Genomic DNA, 25,492 nt, shown 5'->3' with positions numbered 1-25,492 from the left:
GTTCCGTCAGCGGTCGGCGCCCGCCAGGCCGAACGCCACCTGCACCCGCGCCCCGCCCATGGGAGCGCGGGTGATCTGCATCTCTCCGTCGGCGGCGCGGGCGGCACGGGCCACGATGTCCAGGCCGAGGCCGGTGGAGCCGCCGACGCTGACTCCGCGGGTGAGCGCGGCGTCCGGATCGGCGACGCCGGGACCCGCGTCGTCCACCGTCAGAAGCACATGCCGGTCGGTGCGCTCCACTCGTACGGCGAAGGCGGTGCCCTGCGGGGTGTGCCGAAAGACGTTGCCGATCAGGGCGTCGACGACGGCTGCGAGATCGTCCTCCGGGAACCGGACAGGGGTCGGCCGCGGCGTGAAGGAGCGTTCGCAGGGCCGGTCCTGCTGGGTGGCGAGCACCGACCAGAAGTCGAGCCGGATCGCGACCACTTCGGTCACGTCGCACGGCCTCGCCGGTACTGCCCCGGTGGCCGGTCCGGCGGCCAGTGGAGTGCGGGCCGCGGTGATGATCGAGTCGAGTTCACTCTCCAGCTGCGCGACCGCTTCCGTGACCCGCCGGGCGCCGGGTGAGCTGCCCATCAGGTCCGCTTCCAGATACAGGGCGGTCAGTGGCGTCCTGAGCCGGTGCGAGAGGTCTGCGACCATCTCCCGTTCGATGGCGAGGAGTTCCACCACTCGGTCGGCCATGGTGTTGAACGCAACGCCGGCCTCCTTCAGTTCCGGTGGCCCGTCGGGTTCCACCCGTACGTCCAGGTCCCCCGACCCCAGTGCCAGCGAGGCGCTCGACAGGCTCCGGGAGGAGCGGACCACGCGGGCGCCCAGCCGGTCGGCGACCAATACGGAGCCACCCACCAGGCCCAGCGCGAGCAGCGACATGACGCCCCACGAGGCCCACACGCCCCGGGTCAGATCCGCACCCGGCACATAGGCCTCGACGACCGCGACGCGGTCCTTGGCGAGGACGACCGGCTGGAGATAGACCCACCCCTGAGCGGTGTCCAGAGCCAACGTCTCCCGGTGGGCGACCGCACGCTGCAGAGCCTCCGGCGGTGCGTGCAGCGTGCCGACGAGTCCTCCGTCGGGAAGCCGTACGGCGAGCCGGTCGTCCGAGCCCAGCCCCGAGACCGCCTGCTGGACATCGGCGGGCCGGGTGGTCAGGGCGAGGACCGGCGAGAGAGCGGCGGCACGCTGTTCGGCGGCGGTGGTCACCCGGTCCCGCGCCTGTTCGCGCACGAGCAGGGCGAGCGGGATGAGGAAGGACAGCGCGACCATCAGCGTCGCGGACAGGGCGATCCCCGCGAGGGCACGTCTCATGAGGAGGTGACCAGTTTGATCCCGATACCGCGCACGGTGTGCAGATAGCGGGGGTCCGAAGGTCTTTCACCCAATTTCCTGCGCAGCGCGGAGAGGTGGACATCAACCGTCTGGTCCTCCAGATACGGCTGCTGCCACACCTCGGCGAGTATGCGTTTGCGGGATATCACCTGGTCGGCGTTTGCCGCGAGGTAGGCGAGCAGGTCGAACTCCCGCCGGGTCAGCGACAGCTCACGGTCGGCGAGATGCGCGGTGCGGGCCAGCGGGTCGATCCTGAGCTCCGCGACCTGCACCGGCTGTCGGCCCCGGTCGTCCGCGGCCGGGACGGACCGCCGCAGTACCGCGGCGAGCCGGGCGGCGAGCTGGCCGCCCGAAAAGGGCTTGACCATGTAGTCGTCGGCTCCGGCGTTGAGCAGCTTGATGATCTCCGTGTCGTCGTCCCGGGCCGTGGCGACCAGTACAGGCAGCCGTGAGATACCCCGGATCATACGGAGCACGTCGAGGCCGTCCAGATCGGGCAGCCCCAGGTCGAGCACCACGATGTCCGGCGGGGACTGGGTGATCTCGCGCAGCGCCTCGAAACCCTGGTGCGCGGTCTTCACCGCGTAGCCGTGCGCGGTGAGCACCTCGATCAGCGCGGCCCGGATCACAGGGTCGTCCTCGACGACAAGTACGGAGGCCATGAGCAGGCACGTTAGCGGGTCCGCCACTATGGTGTCGTGTCCCGGTATCTGCGCTACCTGCTCATCTGGCTGTCGTGCACGGCGGCCAGTGTCACGGCCGTCATCATCACGGTCCACTTCGTGGTGGGATCGACCAGACCGACCGCGCCGGTCGCGCAGTCCGCGCCAACGGACTTCGCCGCCTCGGCGACACCGCGCCCCAGCGTCTCCCCGAGCCCCACGCCCGCACGGAGCAGCTCTGCGCCCGCTCCGGCGCCGTCCAGGAAGACCGAGAAGCCTCGTAAAGCATCGCCGACTCCCGTGGCGCGGAAGACCCTTCGCCCACCGGACGAACCGTCCGGGGCGAACCAGGTGCAGGGATGCGAGGAAGGGGGCTCGGGTGTGCACACCATTTCGTCCCAGGGCGGGACGGTCACCGTGCGCTACGGAAGTGGCGGGGTGTGCCTCATCTCGGCGGTGCCCAACCAGGGCTTCACGGCGAGCACCACACAGAGCTCGCCCGACACCCTGACGGTGACCTTCGCGGGCGACCGGCACCGCTCGGAGATCACGGCGACAACAGAGCCCGTGGACCGGGCGAGTGTGCGGGAAACATCTTTCTAGTGCTCTGACCGGCGCCTCCCCGAACCTCGGACGCCTGCCCACATTCAACCGGTCCGGACCGTGCCACCGCCGGCCCGGTGAACCCACGCACCGTCATACGCGGGGCTTCGCGCGGACGTGCATGCGCTCCCCCTGTCTCCCGAAGAGGCTGAGGATCTCGACGGGCCGCCCGTCCGCGCTGCTGAACCAGTGGGGCAGCCGGGTGTCGAACTCGGCGGCCTCGCCGGGGCCGAGGACCAGATCGTGCTCAGCGAGGACGATCCGTAGCCGGCCGTCCAGCACGTACAGCCACTCGTAGCCCTCGTGCGTACGGAGATCCGGCTCGGCACCCCGGTCGGAGATGATCATCTTGTACGCCTGGAGGGGGCCCGGGCTCCGGGTCAGGGGGACGAACGTCCCGCCGCTCGGCAGGGGGTGAGGTGTCAGCCGTACCCGGGGATCCCCCACTTCGGGGGCGCCGACCAGGTCGTCCAGGGGCACGTCGTACGCACCGGCGAGCGGCAGCAGCAGTTCCAGGCTCGGGCGGCGCTGTCCCGACTCCAGCCGGGAAAGGGTGCTCTTGGAGATGCCGGTCACCTCGGAGAGCGCGGCCAGGGTGAGGCCGCGCTTGGCGCGCAGCCGTCTGAGCCGGGGGGCGACTTCGTCGAGGACCGCTTGGTAGGGCGGTGGTTTGTCCATGCGGGCATTCCACCCCGCTGTCCCGGAATCGGCAACAGGAGTTGCCGTCGCCACCCGGCGGCTGCACGCTCCTCGGCATGAGCCCACACAACGATTCCGGACACGGACACCACCACACCGACATCGACTGGGAGGTCATGGCCACCCAGCTGGAGAACAGCGGCGAACTGCAGCTCCCGGTCCTCCGGCGGACGGCGGTCCGCCTGAGGGAACTGCTCGCCCCGGAGAAGGACGTCCGGCGCATCCTCGACATCGGCAGCGGGCCGGGCGTGATGACCTGTGTGTTCGCCGAGGCCTTCGCGGACGCCGAGGCGGTCGCCGTGGACGGCACGCCCGGGCTGCTGGAACGCGCCCTGGCTCGCGCCGAGCGGCTCGGTCTCGGCGGCAGGGTGGCCGTCCGGCACGCGGAGCTGCCCGAGGGCCTGGAAGGCGGTGACGAGCGCGGGGAAGCCGGCCTCGGCACGGCGGATCTGGTCTGGAGCAGCAAGGCGGTGCACCATCTCGGCGATCAGCAGGGGGCGTTGAACGCGCTCGTCGGTGTGCTGAGGCCGGGCGGCCTGCTCGCCGTAGCAGAGGGCGGCCTGCCGATGCGCTTCCTCCCACGCGACATCGGCATCGGCAGGCCGGGCCTCCAGGCCCGGCTCGACGCCGCCCTGGAGCACTGGTTCGAGATCATGCGCGCCGAGCTGCCCGGCAGCACCACCGTGGTCGAGGACTGGCCCGCGATGCTCAGCCGCGCCGGGCTCACCCGCGTCGGCAGCTTCACTTCCCTCCTCGACCTGCCGGCGCCTCTGGGCGAGACGGCCCGCGCCTTTCTGCACACCCAGCTGACCCGGCTGCAGGAGACGATGAGCGAGTCCCTGGACGTGGAGGACCGCAAGACACTCGACGTGCTGGTCGATCCCCGGGCACCGGAGGGCATCCTGCGGCGGCCCGACGCCTTCCTTCTCTCCGCCACCACGGTCTACACGGGCGTGCGCTCGGCTCGGTGACCGTGCCGGACACGGGGGGGGCGGCGGCATCCGGGCCGGAACGGGCCTGCGCACGCAGAGGGTCGGGCGCAATGAACCCGGTGGGGAAGGCGATGGCGTCCGGCGGGCCCTCGGATTGGGTCATGACCGTTGCCCGGCACACCCGCGTCCCGGGAAACCGGTCGGACTCCTCCGGCCATCCCCTCAGCCTCCGGCCATCCCCTCAGCCTTGGGCCACATCTCAGCCTTGGGCCACATCTCAGCCTTGGGCCACAGCTTCCACCACCTGCCGGCAACGTCCGGCTGCCCTGCCCGCCGTCACCTGACGACCGGGCTTCGGGAGTCACCAAAGAGCGGAGTCCATGTTGAAGCCAATCAGTGCAGGACAGGATGAGGCTGCAGCCAGAAGTGCGGAGCGGACGCCTTCGGTTCGGTGGGCCCTCGCCGGCCTTTCGCTGTCCATGTTGCTGTCCTCGCTCGGCACCAGCATCGCCAATGTCGGCCTGCCGACGTTGGCACAGGCGTTCACCGCCTCCTTCCAGGAAGTCCAGTGGATCGTCCTCGCCTATCTCCTCGCCATCACCACGCTGATCGTCAGCGTCGGACGGCTCGGTGACATCATCGGCCGCCGACGGCTGCTACTGGCCGGAATCTTGCTGTTCACGGTGGCCTCGGTCCTGTGCGGCGTCGCGCCCACGCTCTGGCTGCTGATTGCAGCCCGGGCGGCGCAGGGCCTCGGAGCGGCCATCATGGTGGCCCTCACCATGGCCTTTGTTGGTGAGACGGTTCCGAAGGCAAAGACCGGCAGCGCCATGGGGCTGCTCGGAACGATGTCCGCGATTGGCACCGCTCTCGGTCCATCGCTGGGCGGCGCTCTGATCTCCGGACTCAGTTGGCGGGCAATCTTCCTGGTCAACGCACCGCTGGGTATCCTGGCTCTTCTTCTCGCGCACCGCTACCTGCCCGTTGACCAGCGGGAGCCCAGGACCGATCGGGCCGGCTTCGACAATGTGGGCACACTGCTGCTTGCTCTGACGCTCGCGGCTTATGCACTCGCCATGACAATGGGGCGCGGCAGTTTCGGTTCGCTCAATATGGCTCTGCTGTTGGCCGCTGCCTTCGGAGTCGGCCTCTTTGTGCGCGCCGAGGCGCGAGCGTCATCACCCTTGATCCGATTGGCGATGTTCCGCGATCCAGCGCTGAGCGCGAGCCTCGCCATGAGCGCCCTCGTCTCGACGGTGATGATGGCTACGCTGGTGGTCGGGCCGTTCTATCTCTCTCGTACGCTCGGGCTCGATGAGGCTCTTGTCGGACTCGTCTTGTCGGTCGGTCCGCTTGTCACTGCGCTGACCGGGGTGCCGGCCGGTCGCATCGCCGACCGTTTTGGCGTACACCGCATGACCACCGTCGGGCTGCTCGGAATAGCGGCCGGTTCCTTCAGTCTGTCCATGACATCGGCGACGCTCGGCATCTTCGGCTACATCGCCCCCATCGTGGTCATCACCGTCGGCTATGGGGTGTTCCAGACGGCCAACAACACCGCCGTCATGACAGATATCCGCCCGGATCAGCGGGGCGTCACTTCCGGCATGCTCAACCTGTCGCGCAATCTCGGGCTCATCACCGGCGCATCGGTCATGGGCGCCGTGTTCGCGTTCGCGTCGGCGTCGACCGACGTCACAACGGCGCGTCCCGAGGCCGTTGCCACCGGTATGCGGATCACATTCGCTGTCGCGGCGATTCTGATCGTCGTCGCGCTCACCATTGCGGTGGGAAGCCGTGCTCTCTCGCGACACATTTCGAGCGGATGATGGTAGATCCGGAGCAGCAAGGCGGCCGCCGGCCGCACCCGGCCACGAATGACTCGGTCGAAGGAGCGATGACTTTCGACGGGCCGAAACGTCTGCACTGTATGGACACCACTTCACAGGCCTCCTCCCCCGACCTCCACCCCGCCGCCCGCGCCGTGGCTCAGCTGATCGACGGCGTCGACGACGCCCGGCTCGATGACCCGACCCCTTGTCCCCAGTACGCCGTACGGGAGCTGCTGGGCCACCTCGTCGGGCTGTCCACCGCCTTCCGGGACGCCGCACGGAAAGACTTCGGGCCCTCGACGAACACCGACCCCGGGTCCGTGCTGCCCGTCCTCGACGACGACTGGCGCACCGTCCTTCCCCGGCGACTGGAGGAACTGGCGGAATCCTGGACGGCGCCGACGGCGTGGGACGGCGACACCCAGGCGGGTGGCATCACCTTCCCGGCCGCGATCGCCGGGCGGGTCGCCCTGAACGAACTCGTCATCCACGGCTGGGACCTGGCTCGTGCGACCGGGCAGGAGTACGCCCCCGGGGAGGCAAGCCTGGAGGTGTCGTACGGCGTGCTGAAGCCGGCGGGCGACGCCCCGGGCCGGGGCGGACTGTTCGGCCCCGTCGTGGAGGTGCCCGAGAACGCGCCGCTGCTCGACCGGGTTGTCGGGTTCAGCGGCCGCCGCCCCGACTGGCAGCCGGGGGACTGACCGCCCGTGGGGCGCAGGAGGCGTCCGCCGCCTCAGGCGCCAGGATCGCCCGGGCCCGTTCGTCGCCCGGGCGTCGGAGCCGGACGGGGTGTGAGCAGTCCGCACCCAATATCCGGATGTGCCGGGAGCAGCGCCGATGCGATGCTCGCGGCATGGCACGTCATGTAAAGCCCAGCCTCTATATCTCCGTCGACATCGAGGCCGACGGCCCGATCCCCGGCCCGTACTCGATGATCAGCTTCGGCGCGGCGGTGGCCGGCCGCCAGGACCCCGCGAGCTATACGCCGACCGACCCCGAGGCGCACACCTTCTACCGCGAACTGCGGCCCATCAGCGAAGACTTCGTGCCCGAGGCCCTCGCGGTCAGCGGGCTCGACCGGGACCGGCTGATCGCGGAGGGCAGTGAACCGGCCGCCGCGATGGCCGAGTTCAGCGCCTGGGTGCGCGAGGTGAGCAACACGGTGGGCGGGGGCGCTCAGCCGGTGATGTGCGGCTACCCGGCTTCGTACGACTGGACCTTCCTGTACTGGTATCTGATGCACTTCACCGGGGCGAGCCCCTTCGGGCACTCCGGATGTCTGGACATGAAGACGTTGTACGCAACCAAGGCGCGGCTCCCCCTGCGCGCCGTCGCCAAGGGCACCATGCCGCGCGGACTGCTCTCCAAGCGGCGGCACACCCACCACGCTCTGGACGACGCGATCGAGCAGGCGGAGCTGTTCAGTAATCTCATGGCGTGGCCGGGGCGCTGACCCCGGGAGGGGGAAACGTCATGAAGTCCTTGTTCAGAGCGCTGCTCGCGCTGGTGCTGCTGATGCTTGCCGGGTGCGCGGGGTCCGATGAGAAGCCGGCCGCCGCCGGGCTGGACGATCCGGCGAAGAAGGAGATCGCGATGCGGCTCGTCTCCAGCGCGGAGAACTCCTCGCTGGACTGGAAGGCCCAGTACAAGTACATCGAGGACATCGGCGACGGCCGCGGCTACACCGCCGGCATCATCGGCTTCTGTTCCGGCACCGGCGACATGCTCGCGGTCGTCGAGCGCTATACGAAGGCGCGGCCCGGCAATGCGCTGGCGCCGTTCCTGCCCGCGCTCCGGGCGGTCCGTGGCAGCGATTCGCACGAGGGCCTCGGCCGTCCGTTCACCGACGCGTGGGCGCGCGCCGCCGTCTCCGACCCGGCTCTCCGGGCCGCGCAGGACGCGGAGCGGGACCGGGCGTACTTCACGCCCTCGGTGCGGCAGGCCGAGCGGGACGGTCTTGGCGCGCTTGGGCAGTTCATCTATTTCGACGCGTATGTGATGCACGGGTCGGGCGACACGAAGGGGTCGGTCGGCTTCCGCTCGCTGCGGGAGAAAGCCCTGCGCACCGCGAAGCCGCCGGCGCGGGGCGGCGACGAGAAGGCGTATCTGAACGCGTTTCTGGACGCGCGCGTGGAGGCGATCCGACGGGAGCCTTCACACACGGACACCAGCCGCATCGAGACGGCTCAGCGCGTCTTCGTACGGGAGGGCAGGCTCGGCCTGGAGCCGCCGCTGCGCTGGAAGGTGTACGGCGACAGCTACCGCATCGACGCAGAATAGGGCCATGGGTGAGAACCGGACAGGCTCAACCGTGCTCGACGACCAGCTGTGCTTCGCGCTGTACTCCGCCTCCCGGGCGGTGACCGCGGCGTACCGGCCGGTGCTGGCGGAGCTGGAGCTCACCTATCCGCAGTATCTGGTGATGCTGGCCGTCTGGGAGCGCGGCGAGGTCCCGATGAAGGAGCTCGGCGCGGCACTCGGCCTCGACTACGGCACGCTGTCGCCGCTGCTGAAGCGGCTGGAGTCGGCCGGGCTGCTGCAGCGGGAGCGGCGGACGGACGACGAACGGCTGGTCATGGTGGCGGCGACGGAGCGGGGCGAGGCGCTGCGGGAGCGGGCCGAGCGGGTGCCGACGGCGATGGGCCGGAGGTACGGGCTGACCGCGGATGAGGCCGACCGGCTGCGGGACCAGCTGCGGCAGCTGGTCGACCGCCTGAGCTGAGCCCGGACAGAGGCACGGCCCACCAGAAGCACGGCCGGCCAGAAGCAAACCAAAAGCGAACCAGAAGCACGCGGCGATTCGACGTGGCGACTGTCACAACCAGTTACATCGTGCACAACTTAATTGCAGGCTATCTTTCTCTCAGGACACGCGACAGAGGAGAGGCCCGCCATGGATTTCGTCAGGTACGAGACGTACACCCCCGTCGAGCGACCCACCTACCAGCAGGAGCTGGACGAGGTCGTCAGCAACGTCGCCCGGCGCACCCGGAAGTCCGTCGAGCGGCAGGGCGTGGGCCGTGCGGTCAGGACGGCACACGGCAAGACGTACGGACTGGTGAAGGCCACCGTCACGGTGGGTGAGCTGCCGGGGCCGTACGCCCAGGGGATCTTCGCCGAGCCCGGTACCTACGACGCCGTCGTCCGCTACTCCAACGGGCTCGGGCATCTGCGGGCCGACTCGCTGCTCGGTGCGGCCTGCGGCATGGGAATCAAGATGTTCGGGGTGCCCGGCGACTCGCTGCTCACCGATGAGGCCGAGGCGACGACCTTCGACCTCAACCTGATCAACAACCGGGTCTTCTTCGCCAATACGGCGTACGACTACATGGTCATCGAGGAGCTGTTCGCCGAGCTGCCGGACGCGCTGGTGAACCCGGCTCGGCGGAAGTCATGGATGGGCGAATTCCTCACCAGGCGGGGGACCTTGGAGACCTCGGACGAGTGGCTGTGGGACGAGCTGTTCGCGATGTTGTCCTTCACACAGGTCCCGCGGCAGAACCTCCTCTCGTACACGTACAACAGCATGGGCGCCTTCCGGTACGGCGACCACATCGCGAAAGTGCGGACCGTTCCCGTCTCGCCCGTCACGCATCTCACGGTCGATGTGCGGGCGGACGGCGAGGCGTTCCGCAACACGCTGGTGGCGGAGGCCGGTGAGCGCGACCACGAGTTCGAGCTGCAGGTTCAGCTCAACACCGATCTGACGCGGATGCCGGTGGACAACACCTCGGTGGAGTGGCCCGAGCAGCTCTCGCCGTGGGTGACCGTCGGCCGGATCGCGATCCCGCGGCAGGACATCGGCAGCGAGGAGAATCTGACCGCCGCGGACGGTACATCGATCACCCCTTGGCGCACGCGCGAGGACCACCGGCCGATCGGTGAGATCCAACGAGTGCGCGAGGAGGTCTACCGCCGCTCCTCGATCGAGCGGCACCGCATCAACGGGCAGCCGCGCGTGGAGCCGGCGAGCAGCGCGGAGCTGCTGGACCGGGACAACTGAACCCGGGCAACCGAACCGGGGCAACCGAACCCGGCAACCGAACCGGGACCGACTGAACCCGGGCAACTGAGGCGCAGGTCGGTGCGGCGGGCCCCAACTCCCGCACGCAGAAGGGGTGTACGCCGCTTCCGCACTCTGATAGGAAAGCTTCCTAACAGAACACCGGAACGACGAACTCCCTATGGAGGCAAGGTGCCCACCCCCCACGTACGCGCCCCACGTCCGCTCAGGTTCCTCCCCCGCATCGCGCTCGGCGTGGCGCTCCTCGCCGTGCCGGCCACCGCCGTCGCGGCCACCTCCGACGAGCCCGCCGAGCATGTCGGCGCCACCGCGGCCCCCGCCGCCATCGGGCTCGACGACCCGGCGAAGAAGGAGATCGCCATGCAGATCGTGTCCAGCGCGGAGAACTCCTCGCTGGACTGGAAGGCCCAGTACAAGTACATCGAGGACATCGGCGACGGCCGCGGCTACACCGCCGGCATCATCGGCTTCTGTTCCGGCACCGGCGACATGCTGGATCTGGTCGAGCTCTACACCGACCGCAAGCCCGGGAACGTCCTGGCCAAGTACCTGCCCGCGCTGCGCCAGGTCGATGGCAGCGACTCACACGCCGGTCTCGACCCGAACTTCACCAAGGACTGGAAGAAGGCGGCGCAGGACTCGGAGTTCAAGAAGGCCCAGAACGACGAGCGCGACCGGGTCTACTTCAACCCCTCGGTCAACCGCGGCAAGCAGGACGGTATCGGTGTCCTCGGCCAGTTCATCTACTACGACGCGATCGTGATGCACGGCGACGGTGGCGACAGCACCGGCTTCAGCAACATCCGCAAGAAGGCTCTCGCCAAGGCCAAGCCGCCGGCGCAGGGCGGCGACGAGAAGACCTATCTGAACGCCTTCCTCGACGCCCGGGTCTGGGCGATGAAGCAGGAGGAGGCGCACGAGGACACCAGCCGGGTCGACACGGCCCAGCGGGTCTTCGTCAGGAAGAACAACTTCAACCTCAACACGCCGCTGGACTGGAAGGTCTACGGCGAGAGCTTCCACATCGACTGAGCGCCGAGCGAAGGGCCGGGGCCCGAACGGGACCCGGCCCTTTCGACCTTCGGAGATCCGGGCGGCACCGCCGGCGCCACTCAGGAGATCACCGTCAGGCTTGGCCGACCGCCTGGTCAGCAGATGGATCAGTGGACCGTGACGGGCTCAGAGCCAGTCGTGGTGTCCACCGGCTCCTGCGAACTCCCCTTCCTTCCCAGGTGGTTGAAGGCCAGGTTGAGGACGATCGCCACGATGCATCCGGTGGAGATGCCCGAGTCGAGAACGACGAGCGCGTCCTTCGGGAAGGCGTGGTAGAAGTCCGGCGCGGCGATCGGGATCAGGCCGATACCGACGGAGGCCGCGACGATCAGGGCGTTCTCGCCCTTCTCCAGAGCGGCCGAGGCCAGCGTCTGGATACCGCTGGCGGCGACCGAGCCGAAGAGCACGATGCCCGCGCCGCCGAGGACCGGCAACGGAACGAGCGCGATCACGGAGGCGGCGACCGGGCAGAGGCCCAGCAGGATCAGGATGCCGCCGCCCGCGGCGACGACGAACCGGCTGCGCACCTTCGTCATCGCGACCAGGCCGATGTTCTGGGCGAAGGCGCTGCACATGAAGCCGTTGAAGAGCGGGCTGATGGCGCTGCCGAGGGTGTCGGCCCGCAGCCCGCCCTCGATGATCCGCTCGTCCGCAGGCCGGTCGACGATCTTGCCGAGTGCGAGCATATCGGCGGTGGATTCGGTCATACAGACCAGCATCACGATGCACATCGAGACGATCGCCGCGATCTCGAACTGCGGTGCGCCGAAGTGGAACGGCGTCGGGAAGCCGACCGGATCGGCGTTCTTGATGGCGTCGAAGCTGGTCATCCCCATCGGAATGGCGATGAGTGTGCCGGCGGCGAGTCCGAGCAGGATGGCGATCTGCTGCAGGAAGCCGCGCAGCAGTTTGCGCAGCGCGAGCACGATCACGAGGGTGAGGGCCGCCATGCCGATGTTCTTCATCGAGCCATAGCCGTCGGCGGTGGGGTTGCCGCCCTGCGACCAGTTGAAGGCGACGGGGAGCAGCGAGACACCGATCAGGGTGATGACGGTGCCGGTGACGACAGGCGGGAAGAAGCGGACCAGTTTCGAGAAGTACGGAGTGAGGACGAAGCCCAGCACGCTGGCGACGATGATCGCGCCGAAGATGACGGTGATGCCGTCGGCTCCGCGGTCCTTCCCGATGGCGATCATCGGGGTCACACCGGCGAACGAGACTCCGTTGACGAACGGGAGCCGCGCTCCGACCTTCCAGAAGCCGAGCGTCTGCAGAAGGGTGGCTATGCCTGCGGTGAAGAGGCTCGCCCCCATCAGGAAGGCTGTCTCCTCGGCGCTGAGGCCCACGGCGGGCCCCACGATCATGGGCGGGGCCACCACGCCCGCGTACATCGCGGCCACATGCTGCAGCCCGCTGGTGAACATTTTCAGAGGAGGCAGCGTCTCATCGACCGGATGCTTCTGCTCCGGTGCCGCGACTGCATCTTCTGCGACTGCATCTTTCGGAAACCTGGGCTGTGCGACCACGGGTGGTTCCTCCGGTCGGGTACACGTCGGCGGTGACGCGGGTGTCAGGGAGGTGGTGCGAATGGTGCAGCGGCGAGCGCGGGCTTCTGGGGTGTGAAGACACGAGTCACCGTCCCGGGAGGTGCGGCACCGATGGGCGGTGCCGCACCTCCCGGTCACGGCTGCCATGGACCCCGCTCGGGTCCACGGCCGCCGGTCGAGGGCCGTCCCCCTCGACCGGACTTCCTTCGGGTCAGTCCTGGGCGGCGATCCGCGCCAGGCGCTGTGCCTCGTCCCGCGCGGAGCGGGCGATGGCGTCCTCGTCCACCGTGGTCAGGTGGTTGTCCTCGACGACGGTCTTGCCGTTGACGAGGGAGAGCGAGACGGGAGCGGCCGCGCCGAAGACGAGAGCGATCACCGGGTCGGCGATGGAGGAGTGGGCGAGTGTGTCCAGCTTCCACAGCACCAGGTCGGCGAGCTTGCCGGCCTCTATGGAGCCGATCTGGTCGGCGCGGCCGAGAACCTGGGCGCCGCCGTACGTACCGAGGCGCAGCGCCTGCCGCGCGTTCAGAGCGGCTTCGCGGTGGGCTCCGAGGCGGTTGATGAGGAGCGCGTTGCGCAGCTCGGTGTGCAGCTCGCCCGACTCGTTGGAGGCGGTGCCGTCGACGCCGAGGCCGACCGGGACGCCGGCCTTCAGCATGTCGGGGACCCGGGCGATACCGGCGGCGAGGCGGGCGTTGGACGACGGGCAGTGCGCGACGCCGGTGCCCGTACGGGCGAAGGCGGCGATGTCCGAGTCGTTCATGTGGACGCAGTGCGCCATCCACACGTCCGGGCCGAGCCAGCCGGTCGACTCGAAGTAGTCGGTCGGGCCCATCCCGAAGAGCTCCTTGCAGAACTCCTCCTCCTCGACGGTCTCCGAGCCGTGGGTGTGCAGCCGAACGCCCTTGCGGCGGGCCAGCTCGGCGCCCTGCCCGAGCAGTTCGGTGGAGACGGAGAAGGGGGAGCACGGCGCGACGGCGATCTGCGTCATCGCGTCGAAGGAGGCGTTGTGGTGCTTGTCGATGGTGGCCTCGGTGGCGGCCAGCGCGCCCTCGAGGGACTCGACGGCGAAGTCCGGCGGCAGGCCGCCGTCCGACTTGCCGCGGTCCATGGAGCCACGGGCGAGGGTGAACCGGACACCCATGTCCGAAGCGGCGCCGATGATCGCGCCGGACAGGTCGCCGGAGCCCTGCGGGTAGACATAGTGGTGGTCCATCGCGGTGGTGACACCGCCGCGGGCCATCATCGCGAGGGAGCCCTGCGCGGCGGCGCGGACCATCGGCTCGTCGATGCGCGCCCACGTCGGGTAGAGCGCGACCAGCCAGTCGAAGAGGTTGTGGTCGGTGGCCAGACCGCGGGTGATCCACTGGTAGAAGTGGTGGTGCGTGTTGATCAGGCCGGGGGTGGCGAGATGGCCGGTGCCGTCGATACGGCGGACCACGTTCTCCAGGTCGGCGGGGGCCTTGCCCGCTCCGACCGACTCGATCCGGTTGTCCGCGACGACGATGTGGCCGGAGGCGTACTCGGTGTCGTTCGCGTCCACGGTCGCGATGGAACAGTTCTCGATGACGATGCGCGAAGCCGCCATGGCGGGTCCTCGTTCTTCCCAGTTGATTGAACGGACCCGGGGGGCGAGCGGGGTGACGACCGGGTCCGGGGTTCTGTTGTTGCGCAGATGCCCCCGCTCTCCCCCTGGGACTGACGCCGGCGCAAACGTCGGGGGTACCGCAGAACTCCTAAAGGTTGGTCATGTCGACCGGGATCCGCGGCTCGATGCCGTCCCGCAGGATGGTGGCCTCGATCAGGCCGTACGGGCGGTCGGCCGCGAAGTACACCTCATTGTCGTTCTTGAGCCCGAAGGGCTCGAGGTCGACCAGGAAGTGGTGGTTGTTCGGCAGCGAGAAGCGGATCTCGTCGATCTCACTGCGGCTGTTGATGACCCGCGAACCCATTTGGTACAGGGTCTGCTGGAGCGAGAGGGAGTACGTCTCGGCGAAGGCCTGCAGGATGTGCTTCTTGGCCTGCTCGTACGACTTCTCCCAGTTGGGCATCCGGTCTTCGTCGCTGGTCCAGTTGTAGCGCCAGGCGGCGGAGACATCGGTGCACAGGATGCGGTCGTACGCCTCCTTGAGCGTCGTGTACTTGTCCTTTACATAGCCCCAGAACTCCGAACTGGTGGAGTTCATGACCGTGAGGTCCTTGAGACCGGAGATGATCTCCCAGTTCTCACCGTCGAAGGTGATCTGGCTGGTGCGCAGCTCCTGGCCCTTGCGGACGAAGGAGTGCCGGACCTCGTCCGAGCCGATGAACCTGGAGTTGGCGTCGGAGGTGGCGATCCGCTCCCAGGAGTACTCCTCGATGCGGATGCGCGCCCGGTGGATGGGCTCCTGACTGGTCACGAAGTGACGGGCCAGGTGGATGCCGAACTGCTCGGCCGACTCGATGCCGTGCTCCTTGGCGAACGCGTACACCGTGTTCTTGGTGGTGTCGGTCGGCAGGACGTTGGCGTTGGAGCCGGAGTAGTGGACGTCGTCCATGTCGCCGGAGAGGGCGACGGAGACGTTCAGGTCCTTGATGTGGTGGGTGTCGCCGTCCCGCGTGATCTTGACGACGCGGTTCTCTGCTTTGCCGTACTGGTTCTGGCCGAGAATCGTGGGCATGTCTGCTAGCTCCCTCGGTAAACGGAGTAGCCGAACGGGTTGAGCAGCAGCGGTACGTGGTAGTGCTCGCCCGGCTCGACGGCGAAAGTGATCGCCACCTCCGGGAAGAACGCACCGCTGTCCCTTACGCGGGGGGCGTCCTGCTGCGCCTCGGCTTGCTGGTTGGCACTGTGCTTGTCTGAGAAGTACGCCTCGGTCTCGAAGTCGAGACGTACATGGGTCGTCCCTTCCGGCAGCGCCGGCAGGTCCTTGCAGCGCCCGTCCGCGTCGGTCTTCGAGCCGCCGAGCGCGACCCACTCCGCGTCGAAGCCGCTGCGGGCCGCGAGCGAGATGGCGACACCCTCGGCGGGGCGTCCGATGCTGGTGTCCAGGATGTGCGTGGACACCGACGCGGTGGTCTCGGTGCTCAAGACGTCATTCTCCTTCTTCTGCGAGGCGGGCCAGCCGGATACGGTTGATCTTGCCCAGCTCGGTGCGGACAATTTCCCGCTCCTGCTCGGGCGAGTTGCCGATCCGGGTCCTGAGCGCCTCGAGCATCTGCTCACCGGTCGCGCCGGTGGCGCAGATCAGAAAGACATGGCCGAACCTGTCCTGGTAGGCCAGGTTCCGCTCGAGCATTTCGGCCTTGAGCTCCTCGGAGGCGCCGGCCATCCCACGCTGCTCGCGGGATGAGGTCGGGTCCCCGGGCTTCGGCCGGCCGATCGGCGGGTGCCCCGCCATCGCCTCGGCCAGATCATCGGCGCTCAGCTCGGCCATGGCGGCGTCGCCGGCGTCGAAGAGGGCTTCCACGGTGGCGTACGGGCGCTGGGCGAGCAGCTTGCTCCCCCACGCCGAACTGGCGCACACCTCGTGCAGTGCGGCCAGGGCCGCGCTGTCCTGTGCGGTGTTGAACCGGGTGAGTCCCGCCGGGGGATCGGGGGCCTCCCCCGGCAAGCGCTGTGGACTCGAAGTCACGCGAGCCTCCGTGGCTGTTTCTCGCTGTGCGTTGGACGGGCTGCGGATAGCTAACGCCCTCCGGCAACACAACGTCAACACTTTGTTGAAAACTCGGCAACGCAAAGGCCGCCGCCCGGACATCCGAACGGCGGCTCGCGACGGTGGGTTCTCAGCCGTTCTTCGCGGCGTTCTCCCTGTTCAGGTAGTTGTATACGGTGAAGCGGCTGACCCCGAGGGCCCCGGCCACCGTCTCCACACCGTGTCGTACGGAGAACGCGCCGCGCGCCTCCAGGGTCCGTACGACCAGCTGTTTGGTCTTGCGATCCAGCTCGGACAGGGGCATGCCGTGCCTGCGCTCCATCGCCGCCAGGATGTGGTCGAGGGAGTCCGCGAGCTGCGGGAGGCGTACGGCGAGGACCTCCTCGCCCTCCCAGCTGAGTATGACGTCGTCCTCGCGGGCCTCAGCGGGTGCGAGCAGCTCTCCGCCCATGGCGTCCACCAGCGGCTTGACCGCCTGCGCGAGTGCGTGGTCGGCGGGCCCGGTCATTCCTCGCCCTCCACCACATTGACCTGCAGCGAAACCCGGGTGGCCCCGGCGTCCAGGGCCCTGCGCAGCAGCGCGTCGACCGCGCTCAGCACCTCATCGGCGCCGCCCTCGGCCGTATTGCCGAACGGGCCGACGTCCACCTTGTCCAGATCCGCGCCCTGGACGACCTCGCGGACGGCCAGGGCGTGCGCCGGCGGCTCGTCCAGGTCGAACGGCTCGGTCGTGAACTCCACTCTCAGTCGCACCATGCCCCCACGTTAGCCGCGCGCTTTCGCGCCGTCGTCGGCCCTCCCGGCACGGAAAAAGTACGACTCCGTGCGACGGACCTGCGCCGGTGCCGCGTAGAGCAGGTGAAGAAACGCCGCGCGACAGCGGCACTGGGAGGGGTCTGCATCATGACAGGGCGCAAGCGCAAAGGTGTCAAGGCGACAGCGGTCGTTACGGCGGCCATGGCGGCACTGACCGCCTCGCAGGCCCCGGGACCGGCGGCACACGCCGCGGCCCCGGCGACGACTCACCCGGTCTCCCCGGGGCCGAGCGTCTCCGGCGACACCCCGTACCGCACCGAGTTTCCGCCGCTGAGGGCGCGCGGAACGGCAGGCGGCTCCGACGGCGCGGAGGCCGCGGAGCGCTCCGGAGCAGCAGTCGGCGGCGTGCTGCCGGCCACCGTTCTGGCCGCGTACCGACAGGCCGAGAAGGAGCTCGCGGACAGCAGGCCGGGCTGCCGGCTGCGCTGGCAGCTGCTTGCCGCGATCGGCCAGGTCGAGTCCGGGCAGGCGCGCGGCGGCCGGGTGACCGCGGACGGCACGACACTCACACCCATCCTCGGCCCGCGGCTGGACGGCAACGGGTTCGCCGCCATCGGGGACACCGACGGAGGGGTGTACGACGGGGACGCCGTGTACGACCGTGCTGTCGGCCCGATGCAGTTCATCCCGTCGACCTGGGCCGTCTGGGGTTCCGACGGCAACGGCGACGGACACCGCGATCCGGGCAACGTCTACGACGCGGCGCTCGCTGCGGGGCGCTATCTCTGCGCCGGCGGGCGGGACCTCTCCGAGGCGGCGGACCTGGACCGCGCGATCCTGGGCTACAACCACTCCACTGCGTATCTGCGTACGGTCAGGGCCTGGTTCGCGTACTACCTCGAAGGTCACCGGGTCGTGCCGGACCACGGCTCCGGACCGGCCGTTCACCCCGAGCCGAAGCCGTCGGACACGCCTCGGCCGCGGGTGTCCTCCGCGGCTACCGCCCGCCCGGCAGGTCATGACGGCGAGCCCAAGTCCTCCCCCACGCCCGCCCCTTCGCCCTCTCCCTCCAAGAGTGCGGGCGGCGGCGCGGAGCCTGCAGCGCCGCTCCTTCCGGTCCCGAGTCCCGTCGCCGGGCTGCCCGGCGTCGGCGCGTTGACCAGCAACGGAAAGGACTCGATGCGCGCCTCCCCCTCCACAAGCCCGGATACCGGGCGGTAATCTCCCCCGCGCCGGGCCTGCGCCTGCCCGGCCGGGGTGAGTGCGAAGGGGCCCTCATGACGATGGATACGAACGCGGCCCACAACCGGTGGCAGCGCGCGTGGAGCCACCGTGAGCAACTGCTCAAAGTGGCCCGCCGCAGATCCATGAGCCTGGAGGACGCCGAGGACGCCGTGCACGAGGCGATGCTGCGCGCCGCGGAGCACCCGGATCTGGACGACGAACGGCTGGGCGCGTGGCTGACGACAGTGACGATGCGGCTGTGCGTGGACCGGTACCGGCAGGTCAACCGCGAGACCGAGGTGCGCAGCAGCCCCACGCTGCTCACCCCGGTCCCGGTGCCGGTCGAGGAGGCGGTCTGCGACCGGGCCGAGGCAAAGTGGCTGGCGCGCCGGAGCGGTGAGCTGCCCGCCCGCCAGGCCGAGGCCCTGTGGCTGAAGTCGGAGGATCTGGACGTCGGCCAGGTCGCCGTGAAGATGGGGCTGAGCTACCGGACCGTCGAGTCGCTGCTGGCACGGGCCCGCCGGACGCTGCGCAATTCGCTGGCCGCCACGCTGGGTCTTGCGCTGTGGCTGATCGGCCGTGGCCGCCCACGGGGCGGGAACGCGCAGGCGGTGGCGGTGGCTTCGACCGCGGCGACGCTGGCGGTCGCCGGCCTGATCCTGCCGTACGCCCACGACGGGGACGGGCCGCACCGATCGCGCCCGACGATCCCCGCCGTCTCGGAGTCCGCGTCTGTGCGGTCACCGGCGGCGGGTGGCGTGACGCCGGCCCCCGGCAGCCGCACGGACGCGGGCCAGGGTGCCGGGCCGGCCGGGACACAGCGATACGGCGGCCCGGGGCTCACTGTGCCCGCGCTGCCCGCGCTGCCGGAACTGCCGCTGCCCACGCCCGACATTCCGGATGTGTCGCCCCTGCCGAAGGTCCCCGTCCCGGACCTCACCGGCGTGCCCGACCTCGCCTCCGCGCCGGACCTTCCCGCCGTACCGGATCTGCCGGCCGTGCCCGACCTGTCCGCGGCGTCGGGCGAGCCGTCGGCGCCCCTGCCGAAGCAACCGGTCCCCACGGATGCGCCGGAGGCGAGAACGTCGGTGCCGCAGGTGCTCCCGAAGCCCTAGCACACCAGCGTGCATCTCCTGTTCCACCCTGATTCCGCCCTGATTCCAGGCCCGTAAAAAAATCTTCGCCTCGTCGCGACGGACGGGCCCGCCCTCCCCGTAGAGCAGATGTCGGACCGCTCCACGGCTGAAGGGTGAACCGGATGGGTGTCGAGATCTGTGTGGAAGGGCTGACCAAGTCCTTCGGCCACCAGGTCATCTGGCAGGACGTTTCACTGACGCTGCCCGCCGGGGAGATCTCGGTGATGCTCGGCCCTTCGGGCACGGGCAAATCGGTGTTCCTGAAGACGCTCGTCGGGCTGCTGCGGCCCGAACGCGGGTCGATCCGGATCGCAGGCACGGACATCACCGCCCTGCGCGAGCACGACCTGTACGAGGTGCGGAAGCTGTTCGGGGTGCTGTTCCAGGACGGTGCGCTGTTCGGCTCGATGAACCTGTACGACAACATCGCGTTCCCGCTGCGTGAGCACACCCGCAAGCCGGAGAGCGAGATCAGACGGATCGTGCTCGAGAAGATGGACATGGTCGGACTGATCGGCGCCGAGGAGAAGCTGCCCGGCGAGATATCCGGCGGTATGCGCAAGCGAGCCGGTCTCGCGCGCGCCCTGGTACTCGATCCGGAGATCATCCTTTTCGACGAGCCGGACTCGGGGCTCGACCCGGTGCGGGTGGCCTATCTCAACCAGCTGATCGTCGACCTCAACGCGCAGATCGACGCGACCTTTCTGATCGTGACCCACGACATCGCGTCGGCGCGGCAGGTGCCGGACAACATCGGGCTCCTCTTCCGACGTGAGCTGGTGATGTTCGGCCCCCGGGAGAAGCTGCTGACCAGTGAGGAACCGGTCGTACGGCAGTTCCTCAACGGCCGGATGCAGGGTCCGATCGGGATGGCCGAGGAGAAGGACGCGGCCCAGGTCGAGCAGGAGCTGGCGCAGCTCGGCGCGGGCGCGGATCCCACTCCGCCGGGCATACCGGACCTGACGCCGCGTCTGCTGCCCACTGCGGGGATCACCCGGCCGCCTCGCTGGGAGGCGATCGCCGAACGGGAGTCGCTGCGGCAGGTGCGGGCCGCGGTGCGCGGGAAGGCGGCCGGCGCATGAGCCTGTCCCCCACCGGAGCCCTCAGGCATACGGGCAGCCTGTTCGCGATGGGCCTGGATGTCGTACGGACCCTGGCCAGGCGCCCGTTCCAGATACGCGAGTTCATCCAGCAGGCCTGGTTCATCGCGAGCGTCACGATCCTGCCCACCGCGCTGGTCTCCATCCCCTTCGGGGCGGTCATCGCCCTGCAGATCGGCAGCCTGACCCGGCAGCTCGGCGCCCAGTCGTTCTCGGGCGCGGCTTCGGTGCTCGCGGTACTGCGGGAGGCCTCACCGATCGTCACCGCACTGCTGATCGCGGGGGCAGGAGGCACGGCGATCTGCGCGGACCTCGGGGCGCGCAAGATCCGCGAGGAGATCGACGCGATGCAGGTGCTGGGCATCGACCCGATCCACCGACTGGTCGTGCCGAGGGTGCTGGCCTCGATGGTGGTGGCGGTGCTGCTCAACGGACTGGTGTCGGTCGTCGGTGTGGCCGGCGGCTACTTCTTCAACGTCATCCTGCAGAACGGCACGCCGGGTGCGTATCTCGCCTCCTTCACCACCCTCGCCCAGCTGTCGGATCTGTGGGCGGCCGAGCTGAAGGCCCTGGTGTTCGGCGCCATCGCCGCCATCGTCGCCTCGTACAAGGGCCTGACCGCCAAGGGCGGCCCGAAGGGCGTCGGCGACGCGGTGAACCAGTCGGTGGTGATCACCTTCATGTTGCTCTTCGTGACGAACTTCGTGATGACCGCGGTGTACTTCCAAATCGTTCCGCAGAGGGGCTGACCGTGGCGCTCATCAGTCGATTCGTGGGGCTTCCACTCCGCTCCCTGGAGGAGCTCGGCACCCAACTGTCCTTCTACGGGCGCTCGCTGGCCTGGACCGGCCGCACCCTGCGCCGCTACAAGAAGGAGATCCTGCGTCTGCTGGCCGAAGTGAGCTTCGGCCGCGGCGCGCTGGCCGTGGTCGGCGGCACCGTCGGCGTCATCGCCTTCCTGTCCTTCTTCACCGGCACCGAGGTCGGCCTGCAGGGGTACGCGGCGCTCAACCAGCTGGGCACCTCCAACTTCGTGGCGTTCCTGTCGGCGTACTTCAACACCCGAGAGATCGCCCCGCTGGTGGCCGGCCTCGCCCTGTCCGCGACGGTCGGGGCCGGGTTCACCGCACAGCTCGGCGCGATGCGGATCAGCGAGGAGACCGATGCCCTCGAAGTGATGGGCGTTCCCTCGCTGCCGTTCCTGGTGACCACCCGGATGATCGCCGGTTTCGTCGCCGTCATCCCGCTGTACGTGATCGGGCTGCTGTCCTCGTACTTCGCCGCACGCACCATCACCACCGGCTACTACGGCCAGTCCGCGGGCACGTACGACCACTACTTCCAGCAGTATCTGCCGCCGGTCGACGTGCTGTGGTCCTTCGGCAAGGTGATCGTCTTCGCCGTCGTGATCATCCTGGTGCACTGCTACTACGGCTACTACGCGAGCGGCGGCCCGGCAGGCGTCGGGGTCGCGGTCGGCCGTGCCGTGCGGACGTCCATCGTCGCCATCAACCTTCTGGACTTCTTCCTCAGTCTGGCGATCTGGGGCGCCAACACGACCGTACGGATTGCGGGGTAGTGCCGATGCGCATTCCAGGACTCGTCCCGACGCGCGGCGCGCGACTGCGGCTGTACGGCATCGTCTTCATCGCCGTCATCGCGCTCCTGCTGTCGCTGTCCGTCGCCGTCTATCAGCAGGCGTTCACCTCCGTCGTACGGATCACTCTGGAGGCCGACACCCTGGGCAACCAGCTGGATCCACGGGCCGACGTCAAACTGCGCGGACTGCTGGTCGGCGAGGTGCGGGAGGTGCGGGCCGACGGTGAGAAGGCGACGCTCGACATCGCGCTCAAGCCGGAGCACGTCTCCCGTATCCCGGCCGATGTGCAGGCCCGGCTGCTGCCCAAGACGCTGTTCGGCGAGAAGTTCGTCGATCTGATGCCGCCCCAGGGGTCCTCGGCCCGGCACATCCGCGCCGGGGACGTCATCACGCAGGACCGCACCAAGGCCGGTATCGAGGTGCAGCAGCTGCTGAACGATCTGCTGCCACTGCTGCGGACCGTGCGGCCGGCGGATCTCAACGCCACGCTCTCCGCGTTCTCCACCGCTCTCGAAGGGCGGGGCGACCGGATCGGCGCCAACCTCAGCCGTCTGGAGGGCTATCTGAGCAAGCTCAATCCGCATATGCCGTCCCTCAAGGAAGACATCTCACGGTTCGCCGATGTGGCCGAGGTGTACGGCGACGCGGCGCCCGATCTGATGCGCGTCCTGCGGAACTCCGTCACCACGAGCCGCACCCTCGTCGAGAAGCAGGACCAACTGGCCTCGGCGCTCACGGCGACCGCCACCACCGCCGGTACCGCCGACGCTTTCCTCGACGAGAACGGCAACCGGCTGATCACTCTCGGCCGCGTATCCCGCCCCACGCTGGCGCTGTTCGCCCGCTACGCGCCGGAGTACCCCTGTCTCCTCGACGGCCTGGTGCGGCAGGAGGCCGCATCGGAGAAGGCCTTCAGGGGCGGGGAGATGCGCATCACGCTCGAATTCGTCCGCCCACGATCCGCGTACCGACCCGGCGAGGAACCGCGCTATGCAGAGCGCTCAGGACCCGATTGCAGAGGTCTGCCCCACCCCCAAGTGCCCGCACCGGACGTCAAGCTCAATGACGGTACGTCGGGGACGCACTCGGGCGGTGCACTGCCCGGCGGGGCCAATGTGTCCGCCACGGAGGCCGAGCAGCGGGCCATCGGCTCGCTGGTGGCCCCGGTCATGGGCGTTCCCGCCGACCGGGTGCCGGCGGTCGCCACGCTGCTGTTCGGCCCGATGGCACGCGGAACGGCGGTGAGTGTCGCATGAAGGTGAGCCGAGCCACAGACACCGCTGCACCGCTGGTCAAGTTCATTCTCTTCGCCGTGGTGACCGTACTGGCGACGACGCTGCTCGCGGCGACGATCGTCAATATCTCCTTCGCCCCCGAGCACACGTACCGCGCGGTCTTCAGCGATGTCACCAGCCTGGAGGAGGGCGACGACATCAGGGTGGCCGGAGTGCGGGTCGGTGAGGTCCAGGAGGTGAAGATCAAGGACCGGACGCTGGCCGAGGTGACCTTCAGCGTCACCGACGACCGCCCGCTGCTCACCACCACGGGCGCCGTCATCCGCTACCGGAGCCTGGTGGGGCAGCGGTACATCGCGCTGACGGAAGGTGCCGGCAGCGGTGCGCGGCTGAAGCCCGGCGGCCGGATCCCGCTGTCCAGGACCCAGCCCGCACTCGATCTCAATGCGCTGCTCGGCGGTTTCAAGCCGCTGTTCGCGGCACTGAGCCCGAAGGACGTCAACCAGCTCGCCACCGAGATCATCAAGACCCTGCAGGGCGAGGGCGGGACGGTCAACAGCCTGCTCGCCCACACGGCGTCGCTGACCACCACACTCGCCGGCCGCGACAAGCTGATCGGGTCCGTGATCGACAACCTCAACGAGGTGCTGAAGACCGTGGACAAGCGCGGCGCCCGCTTTTCCGCCCTGCTCAAGCAGTTGCAGCGGGTGATATCCGGGCTGTCCGCCGACCGCAAGCCCATCGGCGAATCGCTGGTGAACATCGGTGCCCTGACCGACGCCACCTCAGGGCTGCTCGAGGACGCCCGTCCGCCGTTGCGGGACGACATCGCCGGGCTGAGAGACCTCACCGGAACGCTGAACGACAACGAGAAGACCGTGGAGGGCGTGCTGAAGCGGCTGCCGAGCAAGCTCAACAAGCTGACAGGGACGGCCTCGTACGGCTCCTGGTTCAACTTCTACCTCTGTGACTTCGACGGCCGGATCGTGCTGCCGAAGACGAGGCAGGTCATCACTCCAGAGCTTCACGTCGCCCGGGCGAGGTGCTCATGATTCCCTTCCGTGAGCGCAATCCCGTGGTGATCGGGGCCGTCGGTGTCGCCACGCTCGCGCTGCTGGCCGCGGCCGCGTTCAATGCCGACAGCCTCCCGGTGATCGGCAACGGTGACACGTACACCGCGGCCTTCTCCGAAGCGGGCGGGCTCAAGCCCGGCGACGAGGTGAGGATCGCCGGGGTCAAGGTCGGCAAGGTCGACGAGGTCGATCTGGACGGCGACCATGTGAAGGTGACCTTCCGGGTCAAGGGCGACCCGGAATTCGGCACCAGGACCGGAGCGGCCATCCGGATCAAGACGATCCTGGGCGCGAAGTACCTCGCACTGCAGCCGAAGGGGACGGGCCAACTGCGGCCGGGCAGCGAGATCCCGCTGAACCGGACGGTACCGGCGTACGACGTCGTGGCCGCATTCAGCGATCTGACGACGACCACGGAGAAGGTCGACACGGCCCGGCTGGCGACCGCCCTGGACACCATCTCCACCACCTTCGAGGACTCGCCCTCCGAGGTCCGGGCGTCCGTCAAAGGTCTCTCGAAGATCTCCCGGACGGTGGCCTCGCGCGACCAGGCCCTGCGTGAACTCCTCGACCACGCCAACGGAGTCACCGGAGTGCTCTCCGACCGCTCCGGCGACCTCGGCGTTCTGATCAAGGACGGCGACAAGCTGTTCAAGGAGATCTCCAGGCGGCGGGTGGCGATCCACTCGCTGCTCAAGAGCTCGGCCGCGCTCGGTATCCAGCTCTCCGGCCTGGTCGCGGACAACCGCAAGGAGATCGGCCCGGCGCTCAAGGGCCTGAACTCGGTGGTCACCATGCTCGAACGCAATCAGGCGAGCCTCGACCGGAGCGTCAAGCTGCTCGCTCCCTATGTGCGCGTCTTCACGAACACCCTCGGCAACGGCCGTTGGTTCGACAGCTACATCCAGAACCTGGTCGCACCCACTCCGGTGGCTCCGCGGACTGGAGGCTCACGATGAACGGCCGCTTCCTGCCGAAGGGGCGCTTCCTGCCGAAGAGGCTCGTGCCGAAGAGGCTCGTGCCGAAGGGGCTCGTGCCGAAGGGGCGTC

The 25,492-nt window shown here is 69.0% G+C and carries 28 protein-coding genes; 17 read left to right on the top strand and 11 right to left on the bottom strand.

Features of this window, described 5'->3' with window-relative positions; genetic code table 11:
* Positions 1-6: 6 nt before the first annotated feature.
* From OG735_RS33375 to OG735_RS33365, 3 genes are read right to left on the bottom strand one after another with little or no spacing between them, the layout of a single operon-like run.
* Positions 7-1,311, bottom strand: coding sequence for a sensor histidine kinase (locus OG735_RS33375; RefSeq protein ID WP_327326859.1), 1,305 nt, complete (start codon positions 1,309-1,311; stop codon positions 7-9).
* The gene (locus OG735_RS33370) at positions 1,308-1,994 is read right to left on the bottom strand and encodes a response regulator transcription factor (protein ID WP_327326858.1); all 687 of its coding nucleotides are present in this window, start codon (positions 1,992-1,994) and stop codon (positions 1,308-1,310) included. The genes OG735_RS33375 and OG735_RS33370 overlap by 4 nt, the downstream gene beginning before the upstream one ends.
* A gap of 53 nt (positions 1,995-2,047) precedes the next feature.
* Positions 2,048-2,386: a hypothetical protein gene (locus OG735_RS33365; RefSeq protein ID WP_327326857.1), complete on the bottom strand. Its 339-nt coding sequence runs from the start codon at positions 2,384-2,386 to the stop codon at positions 2,048-2,050.
* On the opposite strand from OG735_RS33365, the gene OG735_RS33360 reads away from it, so the two are divergent.
* Positions 2,376-2,597 carry a hypothetical protein gene (locus OG735_RS33360; RefSeq protein WP_327326856.1) on the top strand — a complete coding sequence of 74 codons (222 nt, stop codon included), beginning with the start codon at positions 2,376-2,378 and terminating at the stop codon, positions 2,595-2,597. The genes OG735_RS33365 and OG735_RS33360 overlap by 11 nt on opposite strands.
* Positions 2,598-2,690: 93 nt before the next feature.
* On the opposite strand, the gene OG735_RS33355 is transcribed toward OG735_RS33360, so the two are convergent.
* Positions 2,691-3,275 carry a helix-turn-helix domain-containing protein gene (locus OG735_RS33355; protein WP_327326855.1) on the bottom strand — a complete coding sequence of 195 codons (585 nt, stop codon included), beginning with the start codon at positions 3,273-3,275 and terminating at the stop codon, positions 2,691-2,693.
* A 77-nt stretch (positions 3,276-3,352) separates the two neighbouring features.
* On the opposite strand from OG735_RS33355, the gene OG735_RS33350 reads away from it, so the two are divergent.
* The 8 genes from OG735_RS33350 to OG735_RS33315 all read left to right on the top strand — a co-directional run bounded on the left by OG735_RS33350 (position 3,353) and on the right by OG735_RS33315 (position 11,116).
* Entirely contained in the window at positions 3,353-4,267 is a 915-nt protein-coding gene (locus OG735_RS33350) for a class I SAM-dependent methyltransferase (protein WP_327326854.1), read from the top strand.
* 341 nt (positions 4,268-4,608) lie between these two features.
* Positions 4,609-6,057: an MFS transporter gene (locus OG735_RS33345; RefSeq protein ID WP_327326853.1), complete on the top strand. Its 1,449-nt coding sequence runs from the start codon at positions 4,609-4,611 to the stop codon at positions 6,055-6,057.
* A 68-nt stretch (positions 6,058-6,125) separates the two neighbouring features.
* A complete protein-coding gene (locus tag OG735_RS33340; RefSeq protein ID WP_327326852.1) occupies positions 6,126-6,761 on the top strand; it encodes a TIGR03086 family metal-binding protein in 636 nt (211 codons plus the stop codon).
* A 152-nt stretch (positions 6,762-6,913) separates the two neighbouring features.
* Positions 6,914-7,513, top strand: a complete 600-nt coding sequence (locus OG735_RS33335; protein ID WP_327326851.1) for a 3'-5' exonuclease — start codon at positions 6,914-6,916, stop codon at positions 7,511-7,513.
* A 20-nt stretch (positions 7,514-7,533) separates the two neighbouring features.
* On the top strand, positions 7,534-8,340 hold the full coding sequence (locus OG735_RS33330; RefSeq protein ID WP_327326850.1) for a chitosanase: 807 nt from the start codon (positions 7,534-7,536) through the stop codon (positions 8,338-8,340).
* A gap of 4 nt (positions 8,341-8,344) precedes the next feature.
* Complete coding sequence (locus OG735_RS33325; protein WP_327326849.1) at positions 8,345-8,782, top strand: MarR family winged helix-turn-helix transcriptional regulator; 438 nt, start codon at positions 8,345-8,347, stop codon at positions 8,780-8,782.
* 171 nt (positions 8,783-8,953) lie between these two features.
* A complete protein-coding gene (locus OG735_RS33320; RefSeq protein WP_327326848.1) occupies positions 8,954-10,063 on the top strand; it encodes a catalase family protein in 1,110 nt (369 codons plus the stop codon).
* A 192-nt stretch (positions 10,064-10,255) separates the two neighbouring features.
* Positions 10,256-11,116 carry a chitosanase gene (locus OG735_RS33315; protein WP_327326847.1) on the top strand — a complete coding sequence of 287 codons (861 nt, stop codon included), beginning with the start codon at positions 10,256-10,258 and terminating at the stop codon, positions 11,114-11,116.
* A 128-nt stretch (positions 11,117-11,244) separates the two neighbouring features.
* Here the strand turns inward: OG735_RS33315 and OG735_RS33310 are convergent, their stop codons facing one another.
* The 7 genes from OG735_RS33310 to OG735_RS33280 form a co-directional block, all read right to left on the bottom strand.
* Positions 11,245-12,663 (bottom strand): nucleobase:cation symporter-2 family protein, encoded by a 1,419-nt coding sequence (locus OG735_RS33310; RefSeq protein ID WP_442812534.1) that lies wholly within the window; start codon positions 12,661-12,663, stop codon positions 11,245-11,247.
* A 232-nt stretch (positions 12,664-12,895) separates the two neighbouring features.
* Positions 12,896-14,272, bottom strand: coding sequence for an 8-oxoguanine deaminase (locus tag OG735_RS33305; protein ID WP_327326846.1), 1,377 nt, complete (start codon positions 14,270-14,272; stop codon positions 12,896-12,898).
* Between the two features lie 148 nt (positions 14,273-14,420).
* Positions 14,421-15,344 (bottom strand): factor-independent urate hydroxylase, encoded by a 924-nt coding sequence (gene pucL, locus OG735_RS33300; RefSeq protein ID WP_327326845.1) that lies wholly within the window; start codon positions 15,342-15,344, stop codon positions 14,421-14,423.
* A gap of 5 nt (positions 15,345-15,349) precedes the next feature.
* Positions 15,350-15,754, bottom strand: a complete 405-nt coding sequence (gene uraH, locus OG735_RS33295) for a hydroxyisourate hydrolase (protein ID WP_327326844.1) — start codon at positions 15,752-15,754, stop codon at positions 15,350-15,352.
* Between the two features lie 4 nt (positions 15,755-15,758).
* A complete protein-coding gene (uraD, locus tag OG735_RS33290) occupies positions 15,759-16,298 on the bottom strand; it encodes a 2-oxo-4-hydroxy-4-carboxy-5-ureidoimidazoline decarboxylase (protein ID WP_327326843.1) in 540 nt (179 codons plus the stop codon).
* A gap of 151 nt (positions 16,299-16,449) precedes the next feature.
* On the bottom strand, positions 16,450-16,827 hold the full coding sequence (locus tag OG735_RS33285) for a helix-turn-helix domain-containing protein (protein WP_327326842.1): 378 nt from the start codon (positions 16,825-16,827) through the stop codon (positions 16,450-16,452).
* Entirely contained in the window at positions 16,824-17,072 is a 249-nt protein-coding gene (locus OG735_RS33280; RefSeq protein WP_327328539.1) for a hypothetical protein, read from the bottom strand. Before OG735_RS33280 ends, OG735_RS33285 begins: the two co-directional genes overlap by 4 nt.
* Positions 17,073-17,222: 150 nt before the next feature.
* Here OG735_RS33280 and OG735_RS33275 point away from each other — a divergent pair, with 150 nt between their 5' ends.
* The 8 genes from OG735_RS33275 to OG735_RS33240 all read left to right on the top strand — a co-directional run bounded on the left by OG735_RS33275 (position 17,223) and on the right by OG735_RS33240 (position 25,402).
* Positions 17,223-18,296, top strand: coding sequence for a lytic transglycosylase domain-containing protein (locus OG735_RS33275; RefSeq protein WP_327326841.1), 1,074 nt, complete (start codon positions 17,223-17,225; stop codon positions 18,294-18,296).
* A 56-nt stretch (positions 18,297-18,352) separates the two neighbouring features.
* Positions 18,353-19,414 carry an RNA polymerase sigma factor gene (locus OG735_RS33270; protein ID WP_327326840.1) on the top strand — a complete coding sequence of 354 codons (1,062 nt, stop codon included), beginning with the start codon at positions 18,353-18,355 and terminating at the stop codon, positions 19,412-19,414.
* 143 nt (positions 19,415-19,557) lie between these two features.
* A complete protein-coding gene (locus tag OG735_RS33265) occupies positions 19,558-20,517 on the top strand; it encodes an ABC transporter ATP-binding protein (RefSeq protein ID WP_327326839.1) in 960 nt (319 codons plus the stop codon).
* On the top strand, positions 20,514-21,284 hold the full coding sequence (locus OG735_RS33260) for an MlaE family ABC transporter permease (protein WP_327326838.1): 771 nt from the start codon (positions 20,514-20,516) through the stop codon (positions 21,282-21,284). Before OG735_RS33265 ends, OG735_RS33260 begins: the two co-directional genes overlap by 4 nt.
* A 2-nt stretch (positions 21,285-21,286) precedes the next feature.
* Positions 21,287-22,114, top strand: coding sequence for an MlaE family ABC transporter permease (locus OG735_RS33255; RefSeq protein ID WP_326653530.1), 828 nt, complete (start codon positions 21,287-21,289; stop codon positions 22,112-22,114).
* Between the two features lie 5 nt (positions 22,115-22,119).
* Positions 22,120-23,391: an MCE family protein gene (locus tag OG735_RS33250; RefSeq protein ID WP_327326837.1), complete on the top strand. Its 1,272-nt coding sequence runs from the start codon at positions 22,120-22,122 to the stop codon at positions 23,389-23,391.
* Positions 23,388-24,422 (top strand): MlaD family protein, encoded by a 1,035-nt coding sequence (locus tag OG735_RS33245; RefSeq protein ID WP_327326836.1) that lies wholly within the window; start codon positions 23,388-23,390, stop codon positions 24,420-24,422. Before OG735_RS33250 ends, OG735_RS33245 begins: the two co-directional genes overlap by 4 nt.
* Positions 24,419-25,402 carry an MCE family protein gene (locus tag OG735_RS33240; protein WP_327326835.1) on the top strand — a complete coding sequence of 328 codons (984 nt, stop codon included), beginning with the start codon at positions 24,419-24,421 and terminating at the stop codon, positions 25,400-25,402. The genes OG735_RS33245 and OG735_RS33240 overlap by 4 nt, the downstream gene beginning before the upstream one ends.
* Positions 25,403-25,492: the final 90 nt, after the last annotated feature.

The organism is Streptomyces sp. NBC_01210 (assembly GCF_036010325.1).
In the GTDB taxonomy this organism is placed as follows: domain Bacteria; phylum Actinomycetota; class Actinomycetes; order Streptomycetales; family Streptomycetaceae; genus Streptomyces.
This window is presented reverse-complemented; position numbering and strand designations above follow the sequence as displayed.

Excerpts from the sequence above, each read along its gene's own strand:
- OG735_RS33240 (WP_327326835.1), top strand. The coding sequence starts at position 24,419 with ATGATTCCCTTCCGTGAGCGCAATCCCGTGGTGATCGGGGCCGTCGGT.
- OG735_RS33355 (WP_327326855.1), bottom strand. The coding sequence starts at position 3,275 with ATGGACAAACCACCGCCCTACCAAGCGGTCCTCGACGAAGTCGCCCCC.
- OG735_RS33335 (WP_327326851.1), top strand. The coding sequence starts at position 6,914 with ATGGCACGTCATGTAAAGCCCAGCCTCTATATCTCCGTCGACATCGAG.
- OG735_RS33285 (WP_327326842.1), bottom strand. The coding sequence starts at position 16,827 with ATGACCGGGCCCGCCGACCACGCACTCGCGCAGGCGGTCAAGCCGCTG.
- OG735_RS33365 (WP_327326857.1), bottom strand. The coding sequence starts at position 2,386 with ATGGTGTGCACACCCGAGCCCCCTTCCTCGCATCCCTGCACCTGGTTC.
- OG735_RS33370 (WP_327326858.1), bottom strand. The coding sequence starts at position 1,994 with ATGGCCTCCGTACTTGTCGTCGAGGACGACCCTGTGATCCGGGCCGCG.
- OG735_RS33330 (WP_327326850.1), top strand. The coding sequence starts at position 7,534 with ATGAAGTCCTTGTTCAGAGCGCTGCTCGCGCTGGTGCTGCTGATGCTT.
- pucL (WP_327326845.1), bottom strand. The coding sequence starts at position 15,344 with ATGCCCACGATTCTCGGCCAGAACCAGTACGGCAAAGCAGAGAACCGC.
- OG735_RS33305 (WP_327326846.1), bottom strand. The coding sequence starts at position 14,272 with ATGGCGGCTTCGCGCATCGTCATCGAGAACTGTTCCATCGCGACCGTG.
- OG735_RS33340 (WP_327326852.1), top strand. The coding sequence starts at position 6,126 with ATGACTTTCGACGGGCCGAAACGTCTGCACTGTATGGACACCACTTCA.
- OG735_RS33265 (WP_327326839.1), top strand. The coding sequence starts at position 19,558 with ATGGGTGTCGAGATCTGTGTGGAAGGGCTGACCAAGTCCTTCGGCCAC.
- OG735_RS33350 (WP_327326854.1), top strand. The coding sequence starts at position 3,353 with ATGAGCCCACACAACGATTCCGGACACGGACACCACCACACCGACATC.
- OG735_RS33345 (WP_327326853.1), top strand. The coding sequence starts at position 4,609 with ATGTTGAAGCCAATCAGTGCAGGACAGGATGAGGCTGCAGCCAGAAGT.
- OG735_RS33270 (WP_327326840.1), top strand. The coding sequence starts at position 18,353 with ATGACGATGGATACGAACGCGGCCCACAACCGGTGGCAGCGCGCGTGG.
- OG735_RS33245 (WP_327326836.1), top strand. The coding sequence starts at position 23,388 with ATGAAGGTGAGCCGAGCCACAGACACCGCTGCACCGCTGGTCAAGTTC.
- OG735_RS33250 (WP_327326837.1), top strand. The coding sequence starts at position 22,120 with ATGCGCATTCCAGGACTCGTCCCGACGCGCGGCGCGCGACTGCGGCTG.
- OG735_RS33375 (WP_327326859.1), bottom strand. The coding sequence starts at position 1,311 with ATGAGACGTGCCCTCGCGGGGATCGCCCTGTCCGCGACGCTGATGGTC.
- OG735_RS33275 (WP_327326841.1), top strand. The coding sequence starts at position 17,223 with ATGACAGGGCGCAAGCGCAAAGGTGTCAAGGCGACAGCGGTCGTTACG.
- OG735_RS33260 (WP_327326838.1), top strand. The coding sequence starts at position 20,514 with ATGAGCCTGTCCCCCACCGGAGCCCTCAGGCATACGGGCAGCCTGTTC.
- OG735_RS33320 (WP_327326848.1), top strand. The coding sequence starts at position 8,954 with ATGGATTTCGTCAGGTACGAGACGTACACCCCCGTCGAGCGACCCACC.
- OG735_RS33325 (WP_327326849.1), top strand. The coding sequence starts at position 8,345 with ATGGGTGAGAACCGGACAGGCTCAACCGTGCTCGACGACCAGCTGTGC.